Source organism: Oceanispirochaeta sp. (assembly GCF_027859075.1).
In the GTDB taxonomy this organism is placed as follows: Bacteria; Spirochaetota; Spirochaetia; order DSM-2461; family DSM-2461; genus Oceanispirochaeta.
Map to the genome: position 1 here is coordinate 1 of NZ_JAQIBL010000023.1, position 21456 is coordinate 21456.

Here is a 21456-nt window from a genome sequence, read left to right on the forward strand (position 1 = left end):
ATTCGAAGACACCAACTGCTACCAAAATAAGGACAAAAGCAACGGCAGCGATAATCAAAGATTTTTTATTATCCCTTAAGAAGATGGCAACCCTTTCGGTCCTTGTAAGCTCTGCTTCATTCTTTACGTTCAATTATTAACTCTCCTTCTTAACTATCAAACCTTTCGTCAGATAATTCCTATTCATTTATTTCCAAATCTTTTAAAAGTCTGGATAAGTATGTTCTTTGTATTCCCAACCTGACAGCAGCTTCAGTCTGATTGTTCTCACAATTTCCAAGTATTCTTTTTATATAATTTTTCTTAAATAAATTCACCGCCTCTTTGAGGCTTTTTCCCTTATAACCTGGAATTAACCGCTCTCTTTCCCTGGAAAGAAGAAGATCTTCCGTTTCAATCAGAAGACCATTAGATACTATGACAGCCCTCTCCATAACATTTTCTAACTCCCGGACGTTACCGGGCCAGCTGTAAGAATAGAGTATTCCCTGGGCTTCTACAGAGAGCCCTTTCACATCTTTTCTATTACGGGCCGAATATTTGTTTAAAAAATAATCACTAAGGACTTCAATATCATCGGTCCGGTCTCGCAAGGGAGGAATACTCACCGGCAGAACATTGAGTCTATAGTATAGATCCTCTCTAAAACTCCCCTTTTCCACCATGCTTTCCAGATTTCTGTTCGTGGCGGCAATGATTCTTACATCTACAAAAATAGTCTCGGAAGAACCGAGGGGCTCAAATTGTTTGTTCTGAAGAACCCGCAGGAGCTTTGCCTGAACGCCGAGGCTGATTTCACCGATTTCATCCAGAAAGATGGTACCCCCATCAGCCAGAGAAAAACGCCCGAGCCTTTCATTGGAAGCATCTGTGAAGGCTCCTTTGACATGACCAAAAAGCTCACTTTCAAGGAGTTCTTCAGGAATGGCCGCACAATTTAAGCGAACAAAAGTTTCCTTATTCCGGGGACTCCGCAGATGAACCTGTTCTGCAAAGAGTTCCTTTCCTACACCGCTTTCACCTGTAATCAATACGGGTGAATCAGACCTGGATATTTTATCGGTGATATTTAAAAGCTGATCAATCTCATCACTTTTATAAATCATCTTATGAAAACCACTGTCCGACTCTACCCTATCCTGCAGACGAAACAGCTCATCTTTAACCTTTTTGAAAGATTGGGCATTCTGGTAAGCCAGAGAAGCCTGATTTGTGAATATCTCGAGCCACTCCAGGTCTTCTTCCGTGAAATTACTCTCATTTTTTTTATTGATAACTTCAATAACACCAACACATTGATCTTTCATCCTCAGAGGAACGGCAAGGATGGAACTTGTTTTATATCCAACATCCTTATCAATTTCAGAAAAAAACCGTGAATCATTTTCTACATCATTCACAATAAGGGAAGTATTGTTCTGGGCTACCCAGCCTGCAATTCCTTCACCCATTTTGACTGTGAATTTCCTGACTTCTTCACTCTTCGTTCCCAGTGCAATTTCAAAATAAAGGAGATCCGTCTCTGAGTCCAGCAGAAGAAGAGAAGACGACTCGCCCCCTGTGAGGCGAGTCGAAGATTCAAGGATATGAGTCATAAGAGTCCGAATATCTGTATAGTTTGAATTTATAAGATTATTAATCTCAATCAGAGTTTCAAGTCTCTTTCTATCGACTTTGTCAGCAAACATAGGACAGAGTGATCAGCTTTCTTTATCCTTCAGCATATCCGCAAGAGTGTAGGTAGAATCGTCTCCATTTTCCTCATGAATATACTTGGATATTTCTTTTTTCTGCTCACGGAGTTTCAGTTCCTTAACAGAAAGAGATAATTTCTGTTTACCCGGCTGAAGTTCAATAACAGAAGCAGAAATTTTCTCACCGACTTTATATTTGCCAAGCATTTCATCTGCATCAGCATCACGATCTTCGCTGAGATTATTTTTATGTATCAAGCCCTCAATACCGCCCTGCACTTTCACAAACAAACCGAAATCGGTGATATTAGAAACTTCTCCCTCAATAATACTTCCTTTGGGATACATCCTCAGCAGCTCGGCCCAGGGATCTTCAGAAAGCTGTTTAACACCGAGACGAATACGGTGAGCTTCAATGTCTACATTGGTGATGATAACATCAATTTCTTCACTTTCTGTCAGAACAGAAGAAGGATTTTTGATTTTTTTGGTCCAGGAAAGATCGTCTACATGAAGAAAGCCGTCAATGCCTTCTTCCAGTTCAATAAAGGCACCTGCATTGGTTACTTTTTTGATCTCTCTATTCATCTTCATGCCTACGGGATATTTGGCTTCCATTTCATCCCAGGGATTCGGCTGAACCTGTTTCATCCCCAGAGAAATACGGCCGTCATGAATGTCATAACCCAGGATCATGGTTTCCACTTCATCACCGATATTCATGAGTTCTTTGGGATGTTTAATGCGTTTTACCCAGGACAGTTCAGAAATATGTGCCAACCCTTCAATGCCCTCTTCAATTTCGATAAAGGCGCCGAATTCAGTCAGCTTGGTTACTTTCCCTTTGACAACATCCTCAACCTGATAGCGGTCTTCAAAACTGGACCAAGGATCTTCGGAGAAATGTTTAAGAGACAAATTGATTTTTTCTTCTTCAGGTTCTAGGCGAATGACTTTAAGCTTGATTTCCTGCCCTTTTTTTACGTAATCCTTGGGTCTGTTGACATGTCCCCAGCTCATATCATTGATATGAAGAAGACCGTCAAATCCGCCAAGATCGATAAACGCTCCAAAGGATGTAAAACTTTTTACAGTACCAGTGACTTCGTCATTGACAGCTGTTTTTTCAAAAAATTCTTTCTTGGCTGCAGAAAGTTTCTCTTCAAGCAACTCTCTTCTGGAAAGAACAATATTTACTTTCTTATCGTTATAAAGTCGTTCAATATAAAATTCTGATTCAAGGCCTACATAATCTTCAGGCTCTTCAATTCTATGAAGATCCATTTTTGAAATAGGAATAAAGGCCCGTACTTCAATACCAAGATCTACTTCAAATCCACCCTTGATGGACTTCACAACTTTACCTTTTATAGTTTTATGATCCTGAAAGGCATCACGTAGTTCTTTCCAAATGACCTTTGCATCAGCTTTTTTCTTTGAAACAACGATCTCTCCGTTTTTGCCTTCTCTTTTAACAAGAACAACCGAAACGTTTTCACCTATAACAGGAGCTTCTTTGAACTCGGCAAGTGGTATTTTTCCTTCAGATTTATAGCCAATATCAATAAATACAAATTCACTGTCAACCTGAATGACATAACCATCGACCAGCTGTCCTTCTTCAAGCTGGTCCATAGCTTTCAGGTATTCTTCCTGAAGTTGTGTTTGGCTGTTGTTCTCTGCTGCAGCAGCATCCGTCTTTCCCATACCGTTACGTTCTCCTGAATTACATAAATTCTTTAATTAGATCTGTTACTTTCTCACATACTTGCTCTAAGGTCAAGGCAGAGGTATCTAAATATAGGGCTCCCTCTGAGAGGATCAGACTGCCCTCTTTCTTATTTCTATCGATGACATCACGGCTGCGGATTCCCTCCAGGATTTCATTATATGTCAGACTGCTGACACCCTGCTTAAAGCGCCTCTCGGCCCTTATTTCGGGGGAAGCATCCAGAAAAACCCGAACTTCTGCCTGGGGGAAAACAACGGTTGTCATATCCCGGCCTTCTGCAACAAGATCAAGAGAACGGCTGACTTCCCTCAGGGTATCATTGACAATATGCCGTATAGATACGATAGCGGAAACCTGAGCCACAATTCGGTCAACATCATCACTGTGAAGAAGATCATCGACGTCTTCCCCATCCAGAAATAAACGGGTATTCCTAATTTCCATTTTTGCATTTCCAGCTATTTCTACCGCCTTGCTTTCATCATCAAAACCAAGATTTTTTCTGATTAAAAGGATAGAAACAGCCCTATAAAAATTCCCTGAGTTCAGATTAAAATAGTTCATATTCCGGGCTATAGTTGAGGCAATACTGCTTTTACCGACTCCCGCTGGTCCATCAATGGCAACGATCATTTCCGAGGTTTTCCTGTATTGTTCTTCTTATTCTCAAGAGCCTGTTTTTTAAGCTGGTCAACTTCTCTGGCAGTCAGTTTCCTGAAGTGGCCGGAAGCCAACCCGGTGAGTTTAATTGATCCGACTCTTATTCTGTGAATGCTCTTCAAGGTAATATTCCTGGACAGGAAAACTTTTCTGAGTTCCTTATTCTTACCTTCTTCCAATACAATATGAACCGTACGGGCACCCTTGAAAATATACTGTTTCAAACGGAAAAACTCACCGTCGACGGAAATTCCTTTTTTAAACTGTTCCATCAATTCCCCGGGGATTTCCTTCTTGGTTGTAACAACATACTCTTTTTCTACATGGGATGAAGGATGTGTCATCAGCTTTGAGAAATCACCGTCATTCGTAAAAAAAAGAAGACCAGAGGTCATATAGTCCAGACGTCCGACATTGTATAGCCGCCGGTTTGATGCATCAGCGAGGAGGTCAATGGCCAGAGGTCTTCCATCACGGTCCTGATTGGAGCATATAAACCCGGATGGTTTATGAAGAGCGATATAAACATGCTCCTTTTCGGGATGAACCGGATGTCCGTTGTAATAAACTTCATCTTCATTAGATACTTTTGTACCAGCCGTCAAGACAGCCTTCCCGTTGACCGTAACACGGCCTTCGCTGATATATTCTTCACATTTTCTCCGGCTGCCGACGCCACAGCGTGCCAGATAGACCTGCAATCTCAGCAGTTCTTCACTTTTATCCATTTAATTCAAACCTTTTCTGTTCCACCTCATCTAGTTTAGGTAGATCAGCAATACTTTTTAACCTGAATAGATTCAGGAATTCTTTAGATGTTCCATACTGAATTGGTTTTCCAGGGACATTCTTTTTTCCGACCTCTTTAATTAGAGTCCGCTTTAAAAGGAGGCGGATCATGCCGTCCGAACTGACTCCCCTGAGATTCTCTATTTCAGCCTTCGTGAGCGGTTGAGAATAGGCGATTATGGATAATGTTTCCATAGCTGCTCTAGATAATTTCTCTTCGTTCTTCTTTCCATAATAATCTTTTAAATTATCCCAGAGTTCTTCTTTGGCAGCAAGAATATAACCATCCTGGACTTCATTCAGTGTGACACCGTGTTCATCTCCGGAATAATGATTTTTGAGTTCTTCAAGAACTTCTTTGATCACATCCCGCGAGAGTCCGCTTACCTTAACTAAATGCTGAACATTAACGGGTTCACTTTCTAAGAAAAGTGCTGCTTCAATTATCGATCGTTCCTGGTTGAGATTCATTTCTATTTCTCTCTTCTTCCGTTTTTCTGGCCTTTATCATAATATCCCCAAAAAGCCTGTTCTGAAAGACCATTATCAGCCTCATTTTAACAGATTCCAGGACAGCCAGAAAGGCACAGACAATTTCCATTATAGATTCCGGGTTTATAAGAATATCTGTAAAACCGAATTCTCCCTTTTCTTCCAGCAGTTCCTGAATCAAGGTAATTTTTTCATTGACAGTCACTTCTTCATATAGATTGACAATGGCTTCCTGAGTCAGCGAACTCATAACAGCTGCAAAACTCTGAAGGAGTTCCCAGACATCGACTTCCTCCCAGAGATCTTTCTCATCAGCAAAGGGGAGCATTCTCTGGTTTTTCTTTCTCTCAATCACCCACTCGGTGGATTTTTCCTGTTCTGTCATGAGTTCGGAAAGTTTTTTATATTTTTGATAATCAATGAGCTTGGCTACAAGTTCCTCCCTGGGGTCTTCAATCTCATCGGAGAAATCGACCTCCACAGGAAGGAGCATTCTGGACTTTATATACAACAGTGTGGCTGCCAGGAGATAGAATTCTGTGATATTCTCCAGATTGACACCAGTTGTGTATTTAAGGAATGACAGATACTGTTCTGTAATGGAAGAAATGGGGATATCATAGATGTTCACTTCGTTCTTCCTGATTAAAAAAAGCAGAAGATCGAGAGGCCCCTCAAACTGATCTAATTGAAAAGTGACATGTTCACTCATTTTCTGATTCTCCAGGAGTCCAAAAACCAACGGCTCCAACAGATCGATTTCTTTGACAACGAATACCCTGATCCTTCCTGATATCCAGAGATTCCCGGAGCCTCTTATATTCTGGATTATCTCTGGGAAACAGCTCCAGAAGGGGTGTCAGAACAAAGGCTCTCTCATTCACTCCGGGATGGGGCAGTGTCAATCGATCATCCTTCCGATGCTCATCACCAAAAAACAGGATATCCAGGTCCAGGGTCCTGGGTCCCTTGGGAACTTCAATACTGCGCTTTCTTCCCAGAAAAGCTTCAACCCTCTGCAGATCAGACAGCAATTCATAAGAGCTACCCTTATATAAACCGGTAAAAACCATATTATAAAAGGGGGGCTGATCTAACAGGATCATCGCTTGTGTTTCCCAGAGAGAAGAAAAATCGGCATCAACAAGAATTGAATCAAGAGCATCCCAGGCGGCATGCAGATTGTCAAAACGGTTCCCTAAATTGGAACCAACTCCGATATAAACTCTTACGGCCTTCAAATCAATCAGAAAAGTCCTTCCTTAATTTTCTTGTCAGCAACTTTTATATCATCCTCAACGATCTTAATCACCTTACCAGCGGTCTTCTTCTCTACTTTTTCCGCTTTTTTTTCTTCTTTTTTTACCGGGTCTTTACCGGGAAACATAATCTGTCTGAGCTGAATCAACAGCTGATCTGCCACCAATTCGTTTTCTTCCAGATATTTTTTAACATTATCCCGTCCCTGCCCTATTCTTTCTTCTCCCATGGAATACCAGCTGCCGCTCTTCTGAATTATATCATATTTCAGAGCGGCATCCATCAAACTGGCACTGGCAGAGATCCCCTTACCGAAGATGATTTCTAATTCCACCTTCCTGAAAGGAGGGGCAACCTTATTTTTAACAACCTTGACACGGACTCTATTACCAATGGCGTCTTCCTGTCCTTTGGCCATTGTTTCGATCTTACGGACTTCCAGCCGTACTGAGGCATAAAATTTCAGGGCATTACCACCGGTTGTTGTTTCCGGGTTCCCGAACATGACACCGATTTTCATTCTGATCTGATTGATAAAAATAAGACAGGTATTAGACTTGGATATTATTCCTGTCAGCTTTCTGAGAGCCTGACTCATAAGCCTGGCCTGCAAACCCACATGAGAATCTCCCATATCGCCTTCAATCTCGGCACGAGGCGTTAAGGCTGCCACCGAGTCAACAACAATAATAGCAACCGCACCTGAGCGAACCAGTGATTCGGTGATTTCCAGAGACTGTTCTCCCGTATCTGGCTGGGAGACCCATAATTCATCGACATTAACACCAAGTCCCCGGGCATAAGCCGGATCTAACGCATGTTCTGCATCGATGAAAGCAGCAATTCCGCCCTGCTTCTGTGCTTCTGCGATAGCATGGAGAGCCAGAGTTGTTTTACCAGAGGATTCAGGGCCATAAATCTCGAGAATTCTTCCCTTAGGAAAGCCGCCGACACCCAGGGCTTCATCCAGGAGAATAGAACCCGAAGAAATGGTCTCGATTTCCACGAGAGGCTGATCACCCATTTTCATGATAGACCCTTTACCATACTGTTTTTCTATCTGAAGCCGCGCCGCTTCAATAGCCTTATTTTTATCATCCATATTTTTATCTGCCATGATTGTCCTCCCTGGAAAAATGCTTTTGATTGAATACCCGTTCTGTGTTTCCGATTATAATACAGGAAATCCGGCCTTCCTGCTTCATACATTTTGCATAATTATGGTAAATGACAAAAACACTTAACATATGTTTGCTGGTAATATAACAGTAAAGCTATTAAGGATCAACAATATTCCGAACTGAAGTGACATTGATTCGAAATCGGCTCTTATCCAGAACATCAATCTGTCCCAGAATTTCCAGCGGCAGGGCACTGTCCAGCCGGACTTGAAAATCGGTATAGGAGGGAACGATTCCTTCCAGAATTTGTGCCGTATCATAACCGACTAGAAAATCAAAGTTCATTCCAGGTTCTGTCATTTCCAGATTGGATATCCTCCCCTTCCAGCGGATAAAACACTTGTTATATAGATAAGGATTTTCCTGTACCGATTGATACAGATAGATGTTGGAAAAAGATGTTAAATCAGGTGTCTTTAAATATCCTTCCAGAATGCGGGCTCTTTGTTTTGCCGATTCGGAAGCATTGGAATAGAGAACCCGGTTTATTTCATACTGAGCCCGGTTATCCTTGTAATCATCAAAATAGGACTGGGCCGTTTTCAAGCTGGTCATGATCTGGTCTTCACTCAGATTGAATATAAATCCCTTGGGATTATCATCTGTTAATTTTTCTTTTTTCAAATCTTTGAACATATAAGACAAGTTTTCACGGGATGGAATGTCCTGATGTGACAGGAGCTCAGAAATGGAATCTTTTTGCATATACACAAAAGGGACAGCCGCGGCGACGAGTATGACAAGGAGGAGCCATAAGGGAAGGGGTTTTCTGATTTTTGGTAAAAATGAGAGAAAGTTATTCCGCAAAAGAAATTGATCGAGCGCGTCGGAATCGGATATTTTTCTAATCCTGTCAAGGCCTTTTTTGGCTTCCTTGCAAGAGGAATCAATATCGAGTATCCCCAACCACAAACGGACCGCTTCGGTTGTGTCTTTTTTCCGCAGGGCCAGAGAGGCAAGGAACAATCTGGGTTCAACGGCCTTACGGTTCACTTGGACAGCCCTTTTTAAATAGGTATCAGCCCCTCCGTTATCCCCATTCCGAAGACACGCGATACCCAGGATATAGTAGAATTGATAGTTTTCCAGAAAGAGAGGAACCTTAGGTTCCAGAGTACTGACAACTTTTCCATTCTGTCCAGTTCTGAGAAGTTTATAGGCTTTTTTAAGTGTCTTATTGTAAATTTTCATAGTGAGACAATTTCTGCTTCAATTTCTCCAGTTCTTCTTCAAAATATTCTGTTTGAGAATTATAGACCGGATCATCTGTTTTTAGAAGCGTATTGACCTCATCAACCAGTTTATCAATCAGGTCCAGATCATACTGCAGTGCATAATTGAGAATAATGTTATCCCCCGTGGGTACTGTAATGGAAGGAAGGGCGGTATTATCGTTCTTCTTCTGATCTTCCGAACTGACAGGACCTCCTACGGTTAATGCATACTGAACCGAAATCTCTGTTCCGGGAGGAATGGAAAGAGGATTGTAATAGACCGCGGCAGCAGAATCATTAATGGAATAGGGAAGTAAAGAAAAATCTCGGCCTTCTCTCAGATTAAAGTCCCAGTCGCTGTCATTCAGTCTTTTCCAGTTGGCAAAGATGATTTGATCTGGTTTCCGGTCTCCGAGAGGAGTAAAGGTGAGCTGACTGCCTGTATCGGCAGCAGGAAAGGTTCCCCAGTAGGCAGGTACATCTGCAGCGGTCCATCTTCTTTCCGAATCGACAGGGAGAGATCCTTCCACAGAAAAATCCGGCCCGTCAGAAATATATGTATCAATCAGTTTTTTCAATCCGATGGATATATAGTTTTTTGAAAGATTGCGTACGGTGAGGGTGACCCTGAATCCCTTAATTCTGTGATCAGTCTGAACCGACTGAGTCACATGAAGGATATTATTGCTCCAGTGTGCGACGACCAGCCCCGAATGCTCTTCTACATGCTGGTTGAAGAAAGAGTTTTTCTGGAGCCGGTAAGTTCTGTTATCCAGAACTAGATCTGTATAGGATGTCCGATCATCCCTGTCTTCAAAAAGGGATTTGACTTTTCCATCCTGGCTATAAAAGAGACTCCATACCCCATCCTTCTCGTTAAACACAATTCTTGAAGAATTATCTTTTACTTCCAGAGCATTTACAGCACTGACCAGGGAGAGCAGGCAGATTATCAATACATTTATTTTAATCTTATTCATCCCTGCTGCCTCCGGACATTCCCTTCAAGAGCTTTTCTTTCAGCTGCAGAGACACCTCCTTCAACTCCAGGAGTTTCAATCTGTTTTCATATATTTCTCTTGTCCGGGTGAGTTCAATCAATTTTTCCTGATACACAGCCAAAGCCTGATTGAATTCTTTTTCCTTTTGCTCATAATCACCGGTACTCTTCATAAACTCCTCATGACTCCATTGAAGGAGCTTTAGAAGTTCTTCTTCTCTATAGCGATATTCTATAAGGGATAATCTATACCGGGAGGCTTCTGTTTTAACACTTCTGGGGTAATTTTCCAGAAGGTTGTTATATATTTCTCCAGCTTCATCAAAGCGGCCCATAAAATAAAGAGCCTCCCCTACCCAGAAAAGGCTGCTGGAGGCAAAGGGACTGTCAGGAAAGGATGTCAGAAAAGAAGAGTAATAATGAATGATTTTGTCGTATTCTTCCTGGAGAAAAAGGATTCTCCCCTTAAAATACCGGGCATCCTCGTTATATTTATGTGTTGGATACTGAATCAGAAAATTTTCCAGGATCTGGGAAGAACGAACAAGATCATTCGTCTCCAGAAAACACCTGGAAAGCCAGAACTCGGCGTCTCCGTGAATACTGATGGAATCCGTATCATCCAGGACAGTCTGAAAAAGTCGAGAAGACTGTTCATATCTACCTTCTTTGAACAGATCTAATCCAAAGAGAAATTCATCCTCAAGAGATTCAGAAAAAACGACAGCCTGCACTGCCAGAAATATGCACAAGACCAATAACGTGAAACGCAGAGCTTTCCATTTCATCAGACAATACCTCACAGTTCAAACATCGGTATCAGGGTGCTTAAAGTAAAACTCCATTGTACATGAGTTAACAATTTTTCATATAAGACAGTTCTTCTGCAGGATCAGCGGCTCCAAAAAAAGCGGATCCTGCCACAAAAACATCGATGCCGGCGTCCTTGGTTTCCTTGATTGTCTCCCGGTTGATACCGCCATCCACAGCGATCTCATAGCTAAAACCCCTATCAGATTTCAAAGCAGCAAGGGTTCGTACTTTTTCGAGACATTCCGGGATGAGAGACTGTCCACCATATCCCGGGTTTACCGTCATGATGAGTACAAGGTCCAAAAAAGGGAGGAGTTCACTGATCATTGCAACCGGTGTGGATGGAACGATGGATATCCCCGCCCTGGCACCACCGGCTTTGATTAACTGTATGGTCCTGTGAGCATGAACAGAAGCTTCAGCATGAAAGGTGATATAATCAGCTCCGGCTTCCAAAAAAGAAGTCACATGATTTTCCGGCTTTTCTATCATGAGATGAACATCCAGAGGCAGATCTGTCAGGGAGCGGACAGCTCGGACCATCTGTGCACCAAAACTGATTTCGGGAACAAAAGAACCATCCATGACATCAAGGTGAACCCAGTCACCGCCAGAGGCCTCAATAAGGCTTATTCCCTCATGGATTCTGGAAAAATCGGCTGCCAGGATTGATGGAGCGCATTTAGTTATTTTCATTTTATTATTATACTGATATCTGTTTTTTTGTAAAACTGGATAAAGAACATTAAATTTCAATGTTTGATCAATTTAGTTTTTATCAGAAAGACCAGATTTGTTGACTAAAGTGAAGGGACAAGTATAATGAGAAAGATGCAATTATGCATTTACCTGAGATTTAGAATAAACAGGAATGAGTGAAACAGAGCTTAAAAAGAACATAGATGAGCTTCTCGAAGACGTTTATCGTTCTACCGCAGAACGTGATATGGATAAAGCTATGTCTCAATTGGATGAGGCTTATTCCATTGACTTTGACCGTATAGAACTGGCAGGGCACCTCAGAGTGCTTAAATTCTGGAAAGAACGCTGGAATAGAATGGCCGAGTTTTCAGGCTTATACGAAAAGGGTGATTACCTTCTGAAGCAGTGGGATCAGTTTACCGATTGGTATTCGGCAAATGACAGCGAAGCTCCTGAAAAAGGGATTGTATCCCTGAAATACATGGTTCATTCGGAGGCATTGGGCTGCTATGAGCAGCTTCATCTGGATGATAGTAATGATTTGGAGCTGCTCCTTGGAATCGGAAGATGCAACAAGGTGCTGGGGAACTATGAAAAAGCAGTCAGCATCCTGGAAAGGGGTGTAAAAAACAGCAGAGAGAATCCTGTGATTCTTGCTGAGTTGGCTGATACGTATGCACTCATAGATGAAATGCGGGGTGCAAAAATATTCTTTCGTGAAGCTTTTTATTTAGACCCGGACCAGGTAGATTTAAACCACCTGGAATCTGGTTTGATAGTGAAGTTGATCGAGAAAGTATCCGGAACCGGTATTGATTTGAAATACATTAAAGATTGGCTACCTGTTTATGGGGTGATCTTTGGAGTCTTCAATATTAAAAGAGAAATGAGACCCATTGAGTATGGAAAACTCAAGCAGTCCATTTTTTCTCTTCAGAATGAAATCCGGCAGAATAGCGAGAACGGGAAACTGGTACCCCGTTTAATAAATAGGTATTTCTGGCTTATTGATCATTATATAAGCATTAAAGAAGATAGAAAAACGATTGACGAGGTCCTGATGAATATCAAACTGCTAAATCCGTCAATATACCGCCAGTACATCAATTGAGTGTAGGAGTTTATAAAAGTTATGTCAGACGAAATGATCAACAAGATTAATGATTTATTAAATGAGGAAAAGTGGACACGAGCCACTCTCAGTAACTATACAATCAAAAATTTTGAAGAGCTGGATGAGTCGGTAGAAGAAATTATGACTTCCGATACACAGGATGAAATCAGAGATCTATGCGAACAGCACCTGGATCATTCCAAAAACAGCATCATTGCCCTTTATATTTCCGGAATTATTTCACTGCACAAGCAGCAGATTGATGACTCCCATCTGGTGGAGCTCATCAATATTTTTTCGGGGAATCATAAATGGAATATTGTTGAATTTCTGTGTGATAGAATTCTTAAATTCGGTGAAAACAAGATGGCCCTTAAAGTCCTTACCGAGTGTTATGCCAACGAAGACCGTCAAAACGATGTCTATGATATATGGGAAAGGCTGATCAAGATTGATTATAATGAAGCTGACATTGTCAAAAAACTGGCAGAAAAGAAAGAAGCCGATGGCAAGATTGATCAGGCAATTGGCTACTACAAAAAAGCCATACACAGATACATCAATAAGAATTTGTTTAACAATGTAAAAGACATTTGGGGAAAACTCATTGAGTTGAACCTGGACGATCTGGAGTTTTTTCTCATTATTGAAAAGAAAATTGCAAAGACCATGTCTCCTGAGAAGTCAACTATCCTTCTGGAAGATATATATCCAGCCATTCAGGAAAAAGAGGAATGGCAAACAGCCATTGATATCCTCAAACTGATTCTTCAGTATGATTCCAAGAATCCCTGGGCCCGTAAAGAAATTGTAAACTGTTATAGAAGCCGTTTTGAAGGCCATAGTCAGCTGGAAGAATACATCAAACTGTCCAACCTCAATCAGAGTTGGAGAAATATCACTGAAGCCATATCTGACTTTGAAAAACATATTTCCTTTGATGCTGGTAACTTTGTTTACCATAAGACATGGGGTGTGGGTGTTATCAGAGACATCAAGGGTGATCAGATCACAATAGACTTTTCAACCAATCGGGGGCATACAATGTCTCTGAAAATGGCGGTAAATGCCCTGATCAGTCTGACAAAATCTCATATCTGGGTACTCAAAAGCATTTTACCGAAACAGAAACTCCACGATAAGGTTAAAAAAGATATCCCCTGGACTCTTAAAACCGTTATCAAGAGTTTTGACAATGCGGCTGATATGAAAAGGATGAAAGCAGAGCTTGTCCCTGCTGTTCTGACCCAGGGAGAGTGGTCCAGCTGGAGCACTGAGGCCAGAAGGATTCTGAAAACAAATGCAGATTTTGGAAACATGCCGGAAAAACTGGATCTCTTCATGGTCCGTGATAAGCCTATTACTTTTGAAGAAAAAACATTCAACCGATTCAAGGCTGAAACAAACTTTTTTGACAGATATCAGACCATTCTTGAATTCATGAAAGAATCTGATCCTGATTCAGACTATTTTTCTGAAATGTTTAACTATTTTACCGCTTTTTTGAAAACAGCAAATGTGAATGAGCAGGTGGTTTGTTCTTATCTGTTTATCAAAAATATCATTCAGGATTTCCCCTTTCTCAACCCCGGTATAAATTATACCTTCAAAGAAGTCTTTGATGATATTGAAGACCTTGATGCCATGTTCCGCGCCATTCAGTATGCCGATCTGAAAAGGGATTTTCTCACCGATGTTAAGTTGAACATTGAAGACTGGCATAATTATTACATACAGCTCTTTCCATACTATCTGAACAAGTCAGTCATTGAGGATCTGATCAACAATGGATTTGATGCAATGGTCAAAGATAAACTTCTGGATATCATGACTCATTTTAGAGAGTTCAGGGAAGCATTTCTCTGGATAGCCCGTTCGGCAGTCGATGAACCCTGGTTTCAGCCCATTGGTATTCCTTATGAAAAGATTCTGATTAATATGATTCACTTGCTGGATATTACATACCGGGATATCAGCAATAAACGGAACGTAACAGAAAACAAAAAATTGAATAGAGCCATCCAGACCTACCTTTTTAAAGAACACAGGCTTGAAGATTTCATTCTCAGCGGAGATGAAGACACGGTCAGCCGTTTGTTTACTCTCTTACAGGATGTAAAAGAAATGGATGTGACTGTCAAACTGGGTATACGTCAGAAGATCAAAGTTAAATATCCAAATATCAAATTTCTGGGAGAACTTGAAGAAACACCAACGACGGTGGCATCAAGATCCCTCATTGTGCTTGAATCAAGTATGAGAGAGAAACAGAAAGAGCTGAAACATATATTAGATGTTGAGGTTCCCCAAAACTCCAAGGAAATAGGTATTGCCATAGAAATGGGAGACCTGAAGGAAAATGCTGAATATAAGGCAGGAAAAGAAAAACAGGAATCTCTCAATATACATGTAGGAAAACTGAAAGAGGGAATTGAGAAAGCCAAGGTTTTTGACCCTTCCACTGTGGATCTCAAAAAGGTTTCTTTTGGTACCAAAGTTACACTGCTCAATCTTCTGGAATCCAAAGAAGAGGTTCTTACAATTCTGGGCCCCTGGGAATCAGACCCATCCAATAATATTATTTCTTATATTTCACCCTTTGGAAGTGCCGTAATGGGTGTAATCTTGAATGAAGAGACAAGCTTTACGATCAACGAAAATAAATATTCATACAAGATCGTGAAAATCGAAAAAGCTGATATGCTGGCATAGCATAAAAGTTACTGAATATAAAAATGGGCTGCCTTTCAGGCAGCCCGCTTTATTTATAATCCTATATATTTTTTAAAAACCCTTAATCCTTCCAGGGAAAGATGGTTCCTTTGAGTGTTCTTGTACCCACTTTCTCCCGTTCCTCACGAATCAAGGCATTCCAGGGTATCTTTTTTCTATCTGCATCAGGATTCTCTTCAAGGTAATCGTATTTGAAAATGAGAAGCTTCATACAGCTTTCCTGTAATATCAGAATTCCCCCTATTCCCGGAAGGATGAAAGCAAGAGCGAAAGAAAGAATGGTATTGACAATGATAGCCAGAAAGAGCACCAGGGCAGTTCCTGTATTATCAAAAAACAAAATGAAACTCTTTTTCAGAATCTTGATCATGTTTTTGTCCAGATTATTCATGACCGGGAAGAAAAATAGGATGGCTATGGAAACAATGACAGAAATCCAGAATAGAAAAGCCATACCGATCAATCCCATGATGTTTCCCAGGGCTGAATAAAACTGAAAACCCGTAAAACAGATAAAATAGAAAAACAGGGCACCAGCTCCCAGAATGAGGCTTTTTTTCCAGCTTTCCTGAAGGTGGCCGATGATGTCTTTCAATTCGGGGGATTTATAATGGACTAAATCCCTGACATAGGCCGAAACAGCTCCTATGTAGACAAATATAAGCAGAATACTGCTGACCAGGGATAAAACACTCAGCACAGGAATCTGAATCAGGGTTTTGGGAAGGAAGACAGGAATGGCGAGAAGCAGAATCATCACAAAATTGATCAACAGAAGGCGGCCCATGTTGTCCCAGGCATCCCAGAACGCTTTATTTAACATAAATAGAATCATTATTACTCCTGAATCCGGTTCACTCACTAGAACGGGATGGTTATTTTATTTTTTACGGGACTTAATCCCGGTCTATGCCTTTCAAAGAGCAGGATATTCTTTTTCGACTCTGATCCACTTCCAGAATACGGACCATCAGTTTTTGAGCAACCTTCATCACATCCGACGGATTGGATATATAGTGATCTGACATCTGGCTTATATGAATCAAACCATCCTGATGTACACCCAGGTCAACAAAGGCACCAAAGGCCGTAACATTGGTAATGATACCAGGCAGAATCATTTCTTCTTTTAGATCTTCAATACTGTGAACCTCATCTGAGAATTCAAAACTTTTAAATTCTTGTCTGGGGTCCCGGCCCGGCTGCTCCAGTTCCTTGATAATATCACGGATGGTTTCGACACCCCGTTCTTCTGATGTGAGCTCTCCCAGAGAAAGAGATTTCAAAATGGCAGGATCATCAATTAAATCGGCAAGGCTCCTGTTCACCCTCTTGCAAAGAGTATCGACAAAAGGGTATTGCTCGGGATGAATCCCGGTATTATCCAGGGGGTTGGCAGCATCGCGAATTCTTAAAAATCCTGAAGCCTGTTCAAAACATTTATTTCCCACCCCTTTTACTTTTTTGATCTCTTCCCGTGATTTAAAGGGACCCTTTTCATCTCTGTAGGCCACTATGGCTGCCGCCGTTTTGGAATTCATGCCCGAAACATAGGACAGAAGCTTCTCACTGGCCGTATTCAATTCGACACCAACAGAGTTCACACAGTGCATAACCACCTCATCCAGAGCCGTTAATAATGACTTCTGATTGACATCATGCTGATACTGTCCCACTCCGATGGATGAAGGATCCAGTTTCACAAGTTCTGCCAGAGGGTCCATCAGTCGCCTGCCGATAGAGACAGCCCCTCTGACAGTCAGGTCATAGTCTGGAAACTCTTTGCGGGCAATCTCTGAGGCAGAATAGATGGAGGCTCCACTTTCATTGACAAGAACGACAGGGGTCGATTTCAGACAGGCCAGGGACGAACAAAATTTTTGTGCCTCCCTACCCCCCGTACCATTACCCACAGCCACGGCTTCAATCTTAAATCTACTGACTAATTTTGAAATTTTATCTTCCGATTCCGCCGTTTTATTATGGGGGACAAGAGGATAGATGACACCATCATAGAGCAGCTGCCCCTGAGGACTGAGACATACAATCTTACACCCGGTGCGAAGACCGGGATCGACAGCCAGGATGGCTTTTTGACCCAGGGGAGATTCCATGAGGAGAACTCTCAAATTTTCTGAAAAGACACGAATGGCTTCACTGTCTGCATTTTCCTTCAATCTTTTTCGGTTTTCCGATTCGAGAGAGGGTGCCAGGAGTCGTTTGTAACAGTCTTTTTCCATGGTATGAAGAAAATCAGTCCAATGAGTGCTTTTCACAGGACTGATCTGACCCAGGGCTGTCAAAGCCTGTTCCGCCTCTGGGCGAACCGTCAGCTTCAAAAAACCTTCATCAGCTCCCCTGTACATTGCCAGAACACGATGGGAGGGTGCGGAAACAGCCCGCTCTTCTCTATTAAAATAATCCCGGTATTTTTGTCCCGCTTCTTCTTTCCCTTTCACTGGTTTGACCTGAAAAATTGATTTTCCTGTGTAGATGGTTCTCAGTTTCTTTCTGACAAGAGCTTCTTCGTTCAATTTATCTGCCAGGATATCCGATGCTCCCTTTAGAGCCTCTTCCCAGCTTGCCATCTGATCCTGTTTTCCATAGAAGCTCTCCCTGTTTATGTCAGAGAGAGCACAGTTTTTTATGATCATTTCGGCCAGAGGTTTCAGCCCTTTTTCCTCAGCTGTCATTCCCCGTGTCTTTTTCCTCGGTTTAAACGGCAGGTAAAGATCTTCCAGGATGGAAAGTTCTCTGGTTTTTTCAATAGAATCTCTGAGGGTATCAGTCATTTTGCCCTGAGAATCGATGGATTTCAGGATGGCAGCTTTCCTTTTTTCAAGTTCTTTCAGGGATTCTGCGGCTTTTAATATAGAAGAGATCTGAACCTCATCAAGGTTACCTGTCCTTTCTTTTCTATAACGTGCCATAAAGGGTACTGTAGCCCCTTCTTCCACCATAGTCAGAACATTAGTAATGATTCCTTCCGGAAGGGAATGGTTGCGTGCTATTTCTTTTATGATTGTCATTCAGACAGTATAAATGGTTATGAAAAAATATCAATATTAAGGGAAAGAACTGGTATTCATATTATCTACTCTCTCACCCAGCTGATTCCAAGAACATCTCCGACTAAACACAGTTTGACAATCTCGCTCCAGCGGCTTGTGTCGCGGTCAGTGCGCGATCTGATCCTGATATAGACAACATCACCTTTCAGTTCAGAGAGTAGCAGGGATGATTCTTTTGTCGTCCAGTTCTGACGGGAATCGGTAAACTGAAGATCCAGGGCGGATTGGATTTCATAAGAACCTGCTGATCGGCTGCCTTCCCATCTCAAGGTATAGGGAAGTTTGGCAATGGGAGCATCGACAATGATCTTGGGGCGGCTGATATAATATTCATCGATAAAAGTGCTTTTTTCTTCTATAATATTATCTGTAGACCGGCAGTTTGTCAGAAATAAAACGGATGGGATCAAAAGGAAAATCCAGCACTTTTTATATACATATTTTAACATATTGTTCATAAAATAATTTATCCAAAATTTGATTTTTCACCAATATAAAGAAAGCAGCAGGGTCTGTAAAGGGATGACCTGACAATCCTGTAGGAATGAGTGAAAAGGGACTTCTTTCTTCTGCGTTTTAGTAATAAAACTTGACACTTAACCGTTTGAAAAGTAACCTTAATTAAAGAATTTTATGAAGTTCTTAAGGAGAACGTATGAAAAAACTAACTATTCTTTTCACTGTCCTTTTAATAATGACAGCATCTCTTTTTGCCGGTGGTAGCAAGGAAGCTCCTGCTCCAGCCGCAGCAGAAGAAAAAAAGATGGAAGCTGTTGTTGAAAAAACGTCAGTTACAATGGTAACAGATGTCGGTGGCGTCAATGACCAGTCCTTCAACCAGTCAGCCTGGGAAGGTCTGCAGAGAGCAGGAAATGAGCTCAATCTTGATGTTTCCTATAAAGAATCCAAACAGAATGCAGACTATATGCCCAATATGGAAAGCGCTCTGGATGATGGAAACGACCTGATCTGGGGTATCGGATTCATGATGGCCGACGCTATCATGGAAGCAGCTCAGAACAATCCCGATCAGAAGTATGCCATTATAGACAGTGCCTTTGAAGACTCTCCTCCCAACCTTGTTGGTGTCGTTTTCCAGGCAGCCCAGGGTTCCTATCTGGTAGGTTATATCGCCGGAAGAATGACAGAAACCCAAAGAGTAGGTTTTATCGGAGGAATCAAGTTTTTCCTGATTGAAGAGTTTGAATATGGTTTCAAGGCTGGTGTAAAACAGGCCGGTGCCGATATTGAAGTAATATCCCAGTATGCCGAGTCCTTTACTGATGCCGCTAAAGGCAAGAGTATTGCCAACAGCATGTATCAGCAGGGTGCGGACATTATTTTCCACGCTGCCGGCGGTGTTGGAAATGGTTTGATTGAAGCAGCCAAAGAACAGGGAAAATGGGCGATCGGTGTTGACCGGGACCAGAACGACCTGGCTCCCGACAATGTACTTACCTCAGCCATGAAAAGAGTTGACAATGGTATCTTCAACCTTTCCAAAGATCTTGCCGAAGGCAATTTCCCCGGCGGTACAACCGTTGCATACGGTCTGGCTGAAGGCGGTGTAGGTATTGCTCCCAGCAGTTCAAAACATGTTCCTGCCGACATCCTTGCAGATGTTGAAAAACTTGAGAAGATGATCATCGCTGGAGAATTTGTTGTTCCCAATACAGCAGACAGCTATGAGGCTTATTCTGTTGTTGAGATAAAATATTCAGTTTACAATAAATTAATTGCAAATGACCCTGCCCTGCGGCAGGGTCAATTTCTTTCTGGAGGGAAGTCTTTGAATAATTATGATTTCGACCAGATAGCCGTAGATATGAGAGGGATAACACAGAAGTTCGGATCCCTTGTTGCCAATGACAATATTGACCTGAAAGTCCACAAGGGAGAGGTTCATGCCCTCCTGGGTGAAAATGGAGCAGGCAAGACAACCTTGGTGAACTCTTTATACGGTCTCTATCACCCCACAGCAGGCGAAATATTTATCAATGGCAACAAGGTTGTCATGGATTCACCCAATATAGCCATTCAGAATGGTATCGGCATGGTGCATCAGCACTTTATGCTGATCAAACCATTTTCTGTCGTTGAGAACATCATCCTGGGAATGGAAACCCATAAATTTGGTGTTTTGGACATGGAAAAAGCAACAAAGGATATCATTGCTCTCTCAGAAAAATACGGGCTGACCATAGATCCTACCGCCTCTATCCAGGATATAACTGTCGGGATGCAGCAGCGTGTTGAGATTCTGAAAACGCTCTACAGAGGAGCGGATATCCTGATTCTGGATGAGCCGACGGCTGTATTGACTCCCCAGGAGATTCTTGACCTGATCCAGATAATCCATAATCTGACCGACCAGGGTAAAACAGTGATCATCATCACCCATAAACTTAAAGAGATCAAAGATGTTGCGGATTTCTGCACCATCATCAGACGGGGAAAGAAAATCGATACGGTCAAGGTCGAAGATGTGAGTGAATCGGATCTTGCCTCCATGATGGTAGGACGGGAAGTCTCGTTCAAGGTGGACAAGATTGAAGCCAGCCCTGCTGAGATTGTGATTGAAGTCAGGAATCTTCATGTTTTAGACAATAGAAAAATCCCCGCAGTCCGAGGATTGAATCTGACTGTCCGGAGAGGAGAAATTCTGGGCATTGCCGGAGTTGACGGGAATGGACAGAACGAACTGGTAGAGGCCCTGACAGGACTCCGAAAGGCTGAATCGGGGGAAATACTGGTCAACGGCATCAATATTATGGGCCTGTCTCCCCGGGGAATTCTGGATCATAAAGTTTCGACGATCCCCCAGGACAGGCACAAACGCGGACTTATCCTGGAATATTCAGTTGGGGAGAACATCATCCTTGAGAATTTTAAAAAACTGCCCTTTTCTTCCAGGGGCTGGTTGAATTTTTCCGCCATCAACAAATATGCCAGAAAACTTGTGAAAGATTTTGAAATCCGGCCCGATGACGAAACTTATATA

Annotated in this window: 18 protein-coding genes; 3 read left to right on the top strand and 15 right to left on the bottom strand. The window is 41.9% G+C overall.

All coding sequences use genetic code 11. The features are described 5' to 3' along the window. Window positions 1-179: 179 nt before the first annotated feature. From PF479_RS01490 to rpe, 12 genes are all read right to left on the bottom strand, one after another. Window positions 180-1688 carry a sigma 54-interacting transcriptional regulator gene (locus PF479_RS01490; protein ID WP_298001518.1) on the bottom strand — a complete coding sequence of 503 codons (1509 nt, stop codon included), beginning with the start codon at window positions 1686-1688 and terminating at the stop codon, window positions 180-182. A 12-nt stretch (window positions 1689-1700) separates the two neighbouring features. Next, window positions 1701-3401 carry a 30S ribosomal protein S1 gene (gene rpsA / locus PF479_RS01495; protein WP_298001520.1) on the bottom strand — a complete coding sequence of 567 codons (1701 nt, stop codon included), beginning with the start codon at window positions 3399-3401 and terminating at the stop codon, window positions 1701-1703. Window positions 3402-3420: 19 nt separating this feature from the next. Then, the gene (gene cmk, locus PF479_RS01500; protein ID WP_298001522.1) at window positions 3421-4059 is read right to left on the bottom strand and encodes a (d)CMP kinase; all 639 of its coding nucleotides are present in this window, start codon (window positions 4057-4059) and stop codon (window positions 3421-3423) included. Further along, window positions 4056-4814, bottom strand: a complete 759-nt coding sequence (locus PF479_RS01505) for a pseudouridine synthase (protein ID WP_298001523.1) — start codon at window positions 4812-4814, stop codon at window positions 4056-4058. The genes cmk and PF479_RS01505 overlap by 4 nt, the downstream gene beginning before the upstream one ends. Next, window positions 4807-5346, bottom strand: a complete 540-nt coding sequence (scpB, locus tag PF479_RS01510; protein WP_298001524.1) for an SMC-Scp complex subunit ScpB — start codon at window positions 5344-5346, stop codon at window positions 4807-4809. Before scpB ends, PF479_RS01505 begins: the two co-directional genes overlap by 8 nt. Next, window positions 5315-6079, bottom strand: a complete 765-nt coding sequence (locus PF479_RS01515) for a segregation/condensation protein A (protein ID WP_298001526.1) — start codon at window positions 6077-6079, stop codon at window positions 5315-5317. The genes scpB and PF479_RS01515 overlap by 32 nt, the downstream gene beginning before the upstream one ends. Then, complete coding sequence (gene folK / locus PF479_RS01520; RefSeq protein WP_298001528.1) at window positions 6072-6608, bottom strand: 2-amino-4-hydroxy-6-hydroxymethyldihydropteridine diphosphokinase; 537 nt, start codon at window positions 6606-6608, stop codon at window positions 6072-6074. The genes PF479_RS01515 and folK overlap by 8 nt, the downstream gene beginning before the upstream one ends. Window positions 6609-6613: 5 nt before the next feature. Next, window positions 6614-7744 carry a recombinase RecA gene (gene recA, locus PF479_RS01525; RefSeq protein WP_298001530.1) on the bottom strand — a complete coding sequence of 377 codons (1131 nt, stop codon included), beginning with the start codon at window positions 7742-7744 and terminating at the stop codon, window positions 6614-6616. A 160-nt stretch (window positions 7745-7904) separates the two neighbouring features. Beyond that, complete coding sequence (locus tag PF479_RS01530) at window positions 7905-8999, bottom strand: hypothetical protein (RefSeq protein ID WP_298001532.1); 1095 nt, start codon at window positions 8997-8999, stop codon at window positions 7905-7907. After that, the gene (locus PF479_RS01535; protein ID WP_298001534.1) at window positions 8983-10002 is read right to left on the bottom strand and encodes a hypothetical protein; all 1020 of its coding nucleotides are present in this window, start codon (window positions 10000-10002) and stop codon (window positions 8983-8985) included. Before PF479_RS01535 ends, PF479_RS01530 begins: the two co-directional genes overlap by 17 nt. Beyond that, window positions 9995-10810 carry a tetratricopeptide repeat protein gene (locus tag PF479_RS01540; protein ID WP_298001536.1) on the bottom strand — a complete coding sequence of 272 codons (816 nt, stop codon included), beginning with the start codon at window positions 10808-10810 and terminating at the stop codon, window positions 9995-9997. The genes PF479_RS01535 and PF479_RS01540 overlap by 8 nt, the downstream gene beginning before the upstream one ends. Window positions 10811-10877: 67 nt before the next feature. Further along, the gene (gene rpe / locus PF479_RS01545; RefSeq protein ID WP_298001538.1) at window positions 10878-11531 is read right to left on the bottom strand and encodes a ribulose-phosphate 3-epimerase; all 654 of its coding nucleotides are present in this window, start codon (window positions 11529-11531) and stop codon (window positions 10878-10880) included. A gap of 175 nt (window positions 11532-11706) precedes the next feature. Here rpe and PF479_RS01550 point away from each other — a divergent pair, with 175 nt between their 5' ends. Both PF479_RS01550 and greA read left to right on the top strand, forming a co-directional pair. Then, entirely contained in the window at window positions 11707-12648 is a 942-nt protein-coding gene (locus PF479_RS01550) for a hypothetical protein (protein ID WP_298001541.1), read from the top strand. 21 nt (window positions 12649-12669) lie between these two features. After that, complete coding sequence (gene greA, locus PF479_RS01555; RefSeq protein ID WP_298001543.1) at window positions 12670-15363, top strand: transcription elongation factor GreA; 2694 nt, start codon at window positions 12670-12672, stop codon at window positions 15361-15363. An 82-nt stretch (window positions 15364-15445) separates the two neighbouring features. Here greA and PF479_RS01560 read toward each other — a convergent pair whose 3' ends face one another. From PF479_RS01560 to PF479_RS01570, 3 genes are all read right to left on the bottom strand, one after another. After that, complete coding sequence (locus tag PF479_RS01560) at window positions 15446-16219, bottom strand: hypothetical protein (protein ID WP_298001545.1); 774 nt, start codon at window positions 16217-16219, stop codon at window positions 15446-15448. Between the two features lie 61 nt (window positions 16220-16280). Further along, window positions 16281-18413 (bottom strand): Tex family protein, encoded by a 2133-nt coding sequence (locus tag PF479_RS01565; RefSeq protein ID WP_298001547.1) that lies wholly within the window; start codon window positions 18411-18413, stop codon window positions 16281-16283. Window positions 18414-18478: 65 nt separating this feature from the next. Further along, window positions 18479-18865, bottom strand: a complete 387-nt coding sequence (locus PF479_RS01570) for a hypothetical protein (protein ID WP_298001549.1) — start codon at window positions 18863-18865, stop codon at window positions 18479-18481. Window positions 18866-19110: 245 nt separating this feature from the next. On the opposite strand from PF479_RS01570, the gene PF479_RS01575 reads away from it, so the two are divergent. Then, window positions 19111-21456: BMP family ABC transporter substrate-binding protein (locus PF479_RS01575; protein WP_298001551.1), on the top strand; the 2346-nt coding region annotated here is incomplete at its 3' end.

Bases quoted from the DNA above. Each gene is read 5' to 3' on its own strand.
- PF479_RS01490 (WP_298001518.1), bottom strand. From the start codon at position 1,688: ATGTTTGCTGACAAAGTCGATAGAAAGAGACTTGAAACTCTGATTGAG.
- rpsA (WP_298001520.1), bottom strand. From the start codon at position 3,401: ATGGGAAAGACGGATGCTGCTGCAGCAGAGAACAACAGCCAAACACAA.
- cmk (WP_298001522.1), bottom strand. From the start codon at position 4,059: ATGATCGTTGCCATTGATGGACCAGCGGGAGTCGGTAAAAGCAGTATT.
- PF479_RS01505 (WP_298001523.1), bottom strand. From the start codon at position 4,814: ATGGATAAAAGTGAAGAACTGCTGAGATTGCAGGTCTATCTGGCACGC.
- scpB (WP_298001524.1), bottom strand. From the start codon at position 5,346: ATGAATCTCAACCAGGAACGATCGATAATTGAAGCAGCACTTTTCTTA.
- PF479_RS01515 (WP_298001526.1), bottom strand. From the start codon at position 6,079: ATGAGTGAACATGTCACTTTTCAATTAGATCAGTTTGAGGGGCCTCTC.
- recA (WP_298001530.1), bottom strand. From the start codon at position 7,744: ATGGCAGATAAAAATATGGATGATAAAAATAAGGCTATTGAAGCGGCG.
- PF479_RS01530 (WP_298001532.1), bottom strand. From the start codon at position 8,999: ATGAAAATTTACAATAAGACACTTAAAAAAGCCTATAAACTTCTCAGA.
- PF479_RS01535 (WP_298001534.1), bottom strand. From the start codon at position 10,002: ATGAATAAGATTAAAATAAATGTATTGATAATCTGCCTGCTCTCCCTG.
- PF479_RS01540 (WP_298001536.1), bottom strand. From the start codon at position 10,810: ATGAAATGGAAAGCTCTGCGTTTCACGTTATTGGTCTTGTGCATATTT.
- rpe (WP_298001538.1), bottom strand. From the start codon at position 11,531: ATGAAAATAACTAAATGCGCTCCATCAATCCTGGCAGCCGATTTTTCC.
- PF479_RS01550 (WP_298001541.1), top strand. From the start codon at position 11,707: ATGAGTGAAACAGAGCTTAAAAAGAACATAGATGAGCTTCTCGAAGAC.
- greA (WP_298001543.1), top strand. From the start codon at position 12,670: ATGTCAGACGAAATGATCAACAAGATTAATGATTTATTAAATGAGGAA.
- PF479_RS01560 (WP_298001545.1), bottom strand. From the start codon at position 16,219: ATGATTCTATTTATGTTAAATAAAGCGTTCTGGGATGCCTGGGACAAC.
- PF479_RS01565 (WP_298001547.1), bottom strand. From the start codon at position 18,413: ATGACAATCATAAAAGAAATAGCACGCAACCATTCCCTTCCGGAAGGA.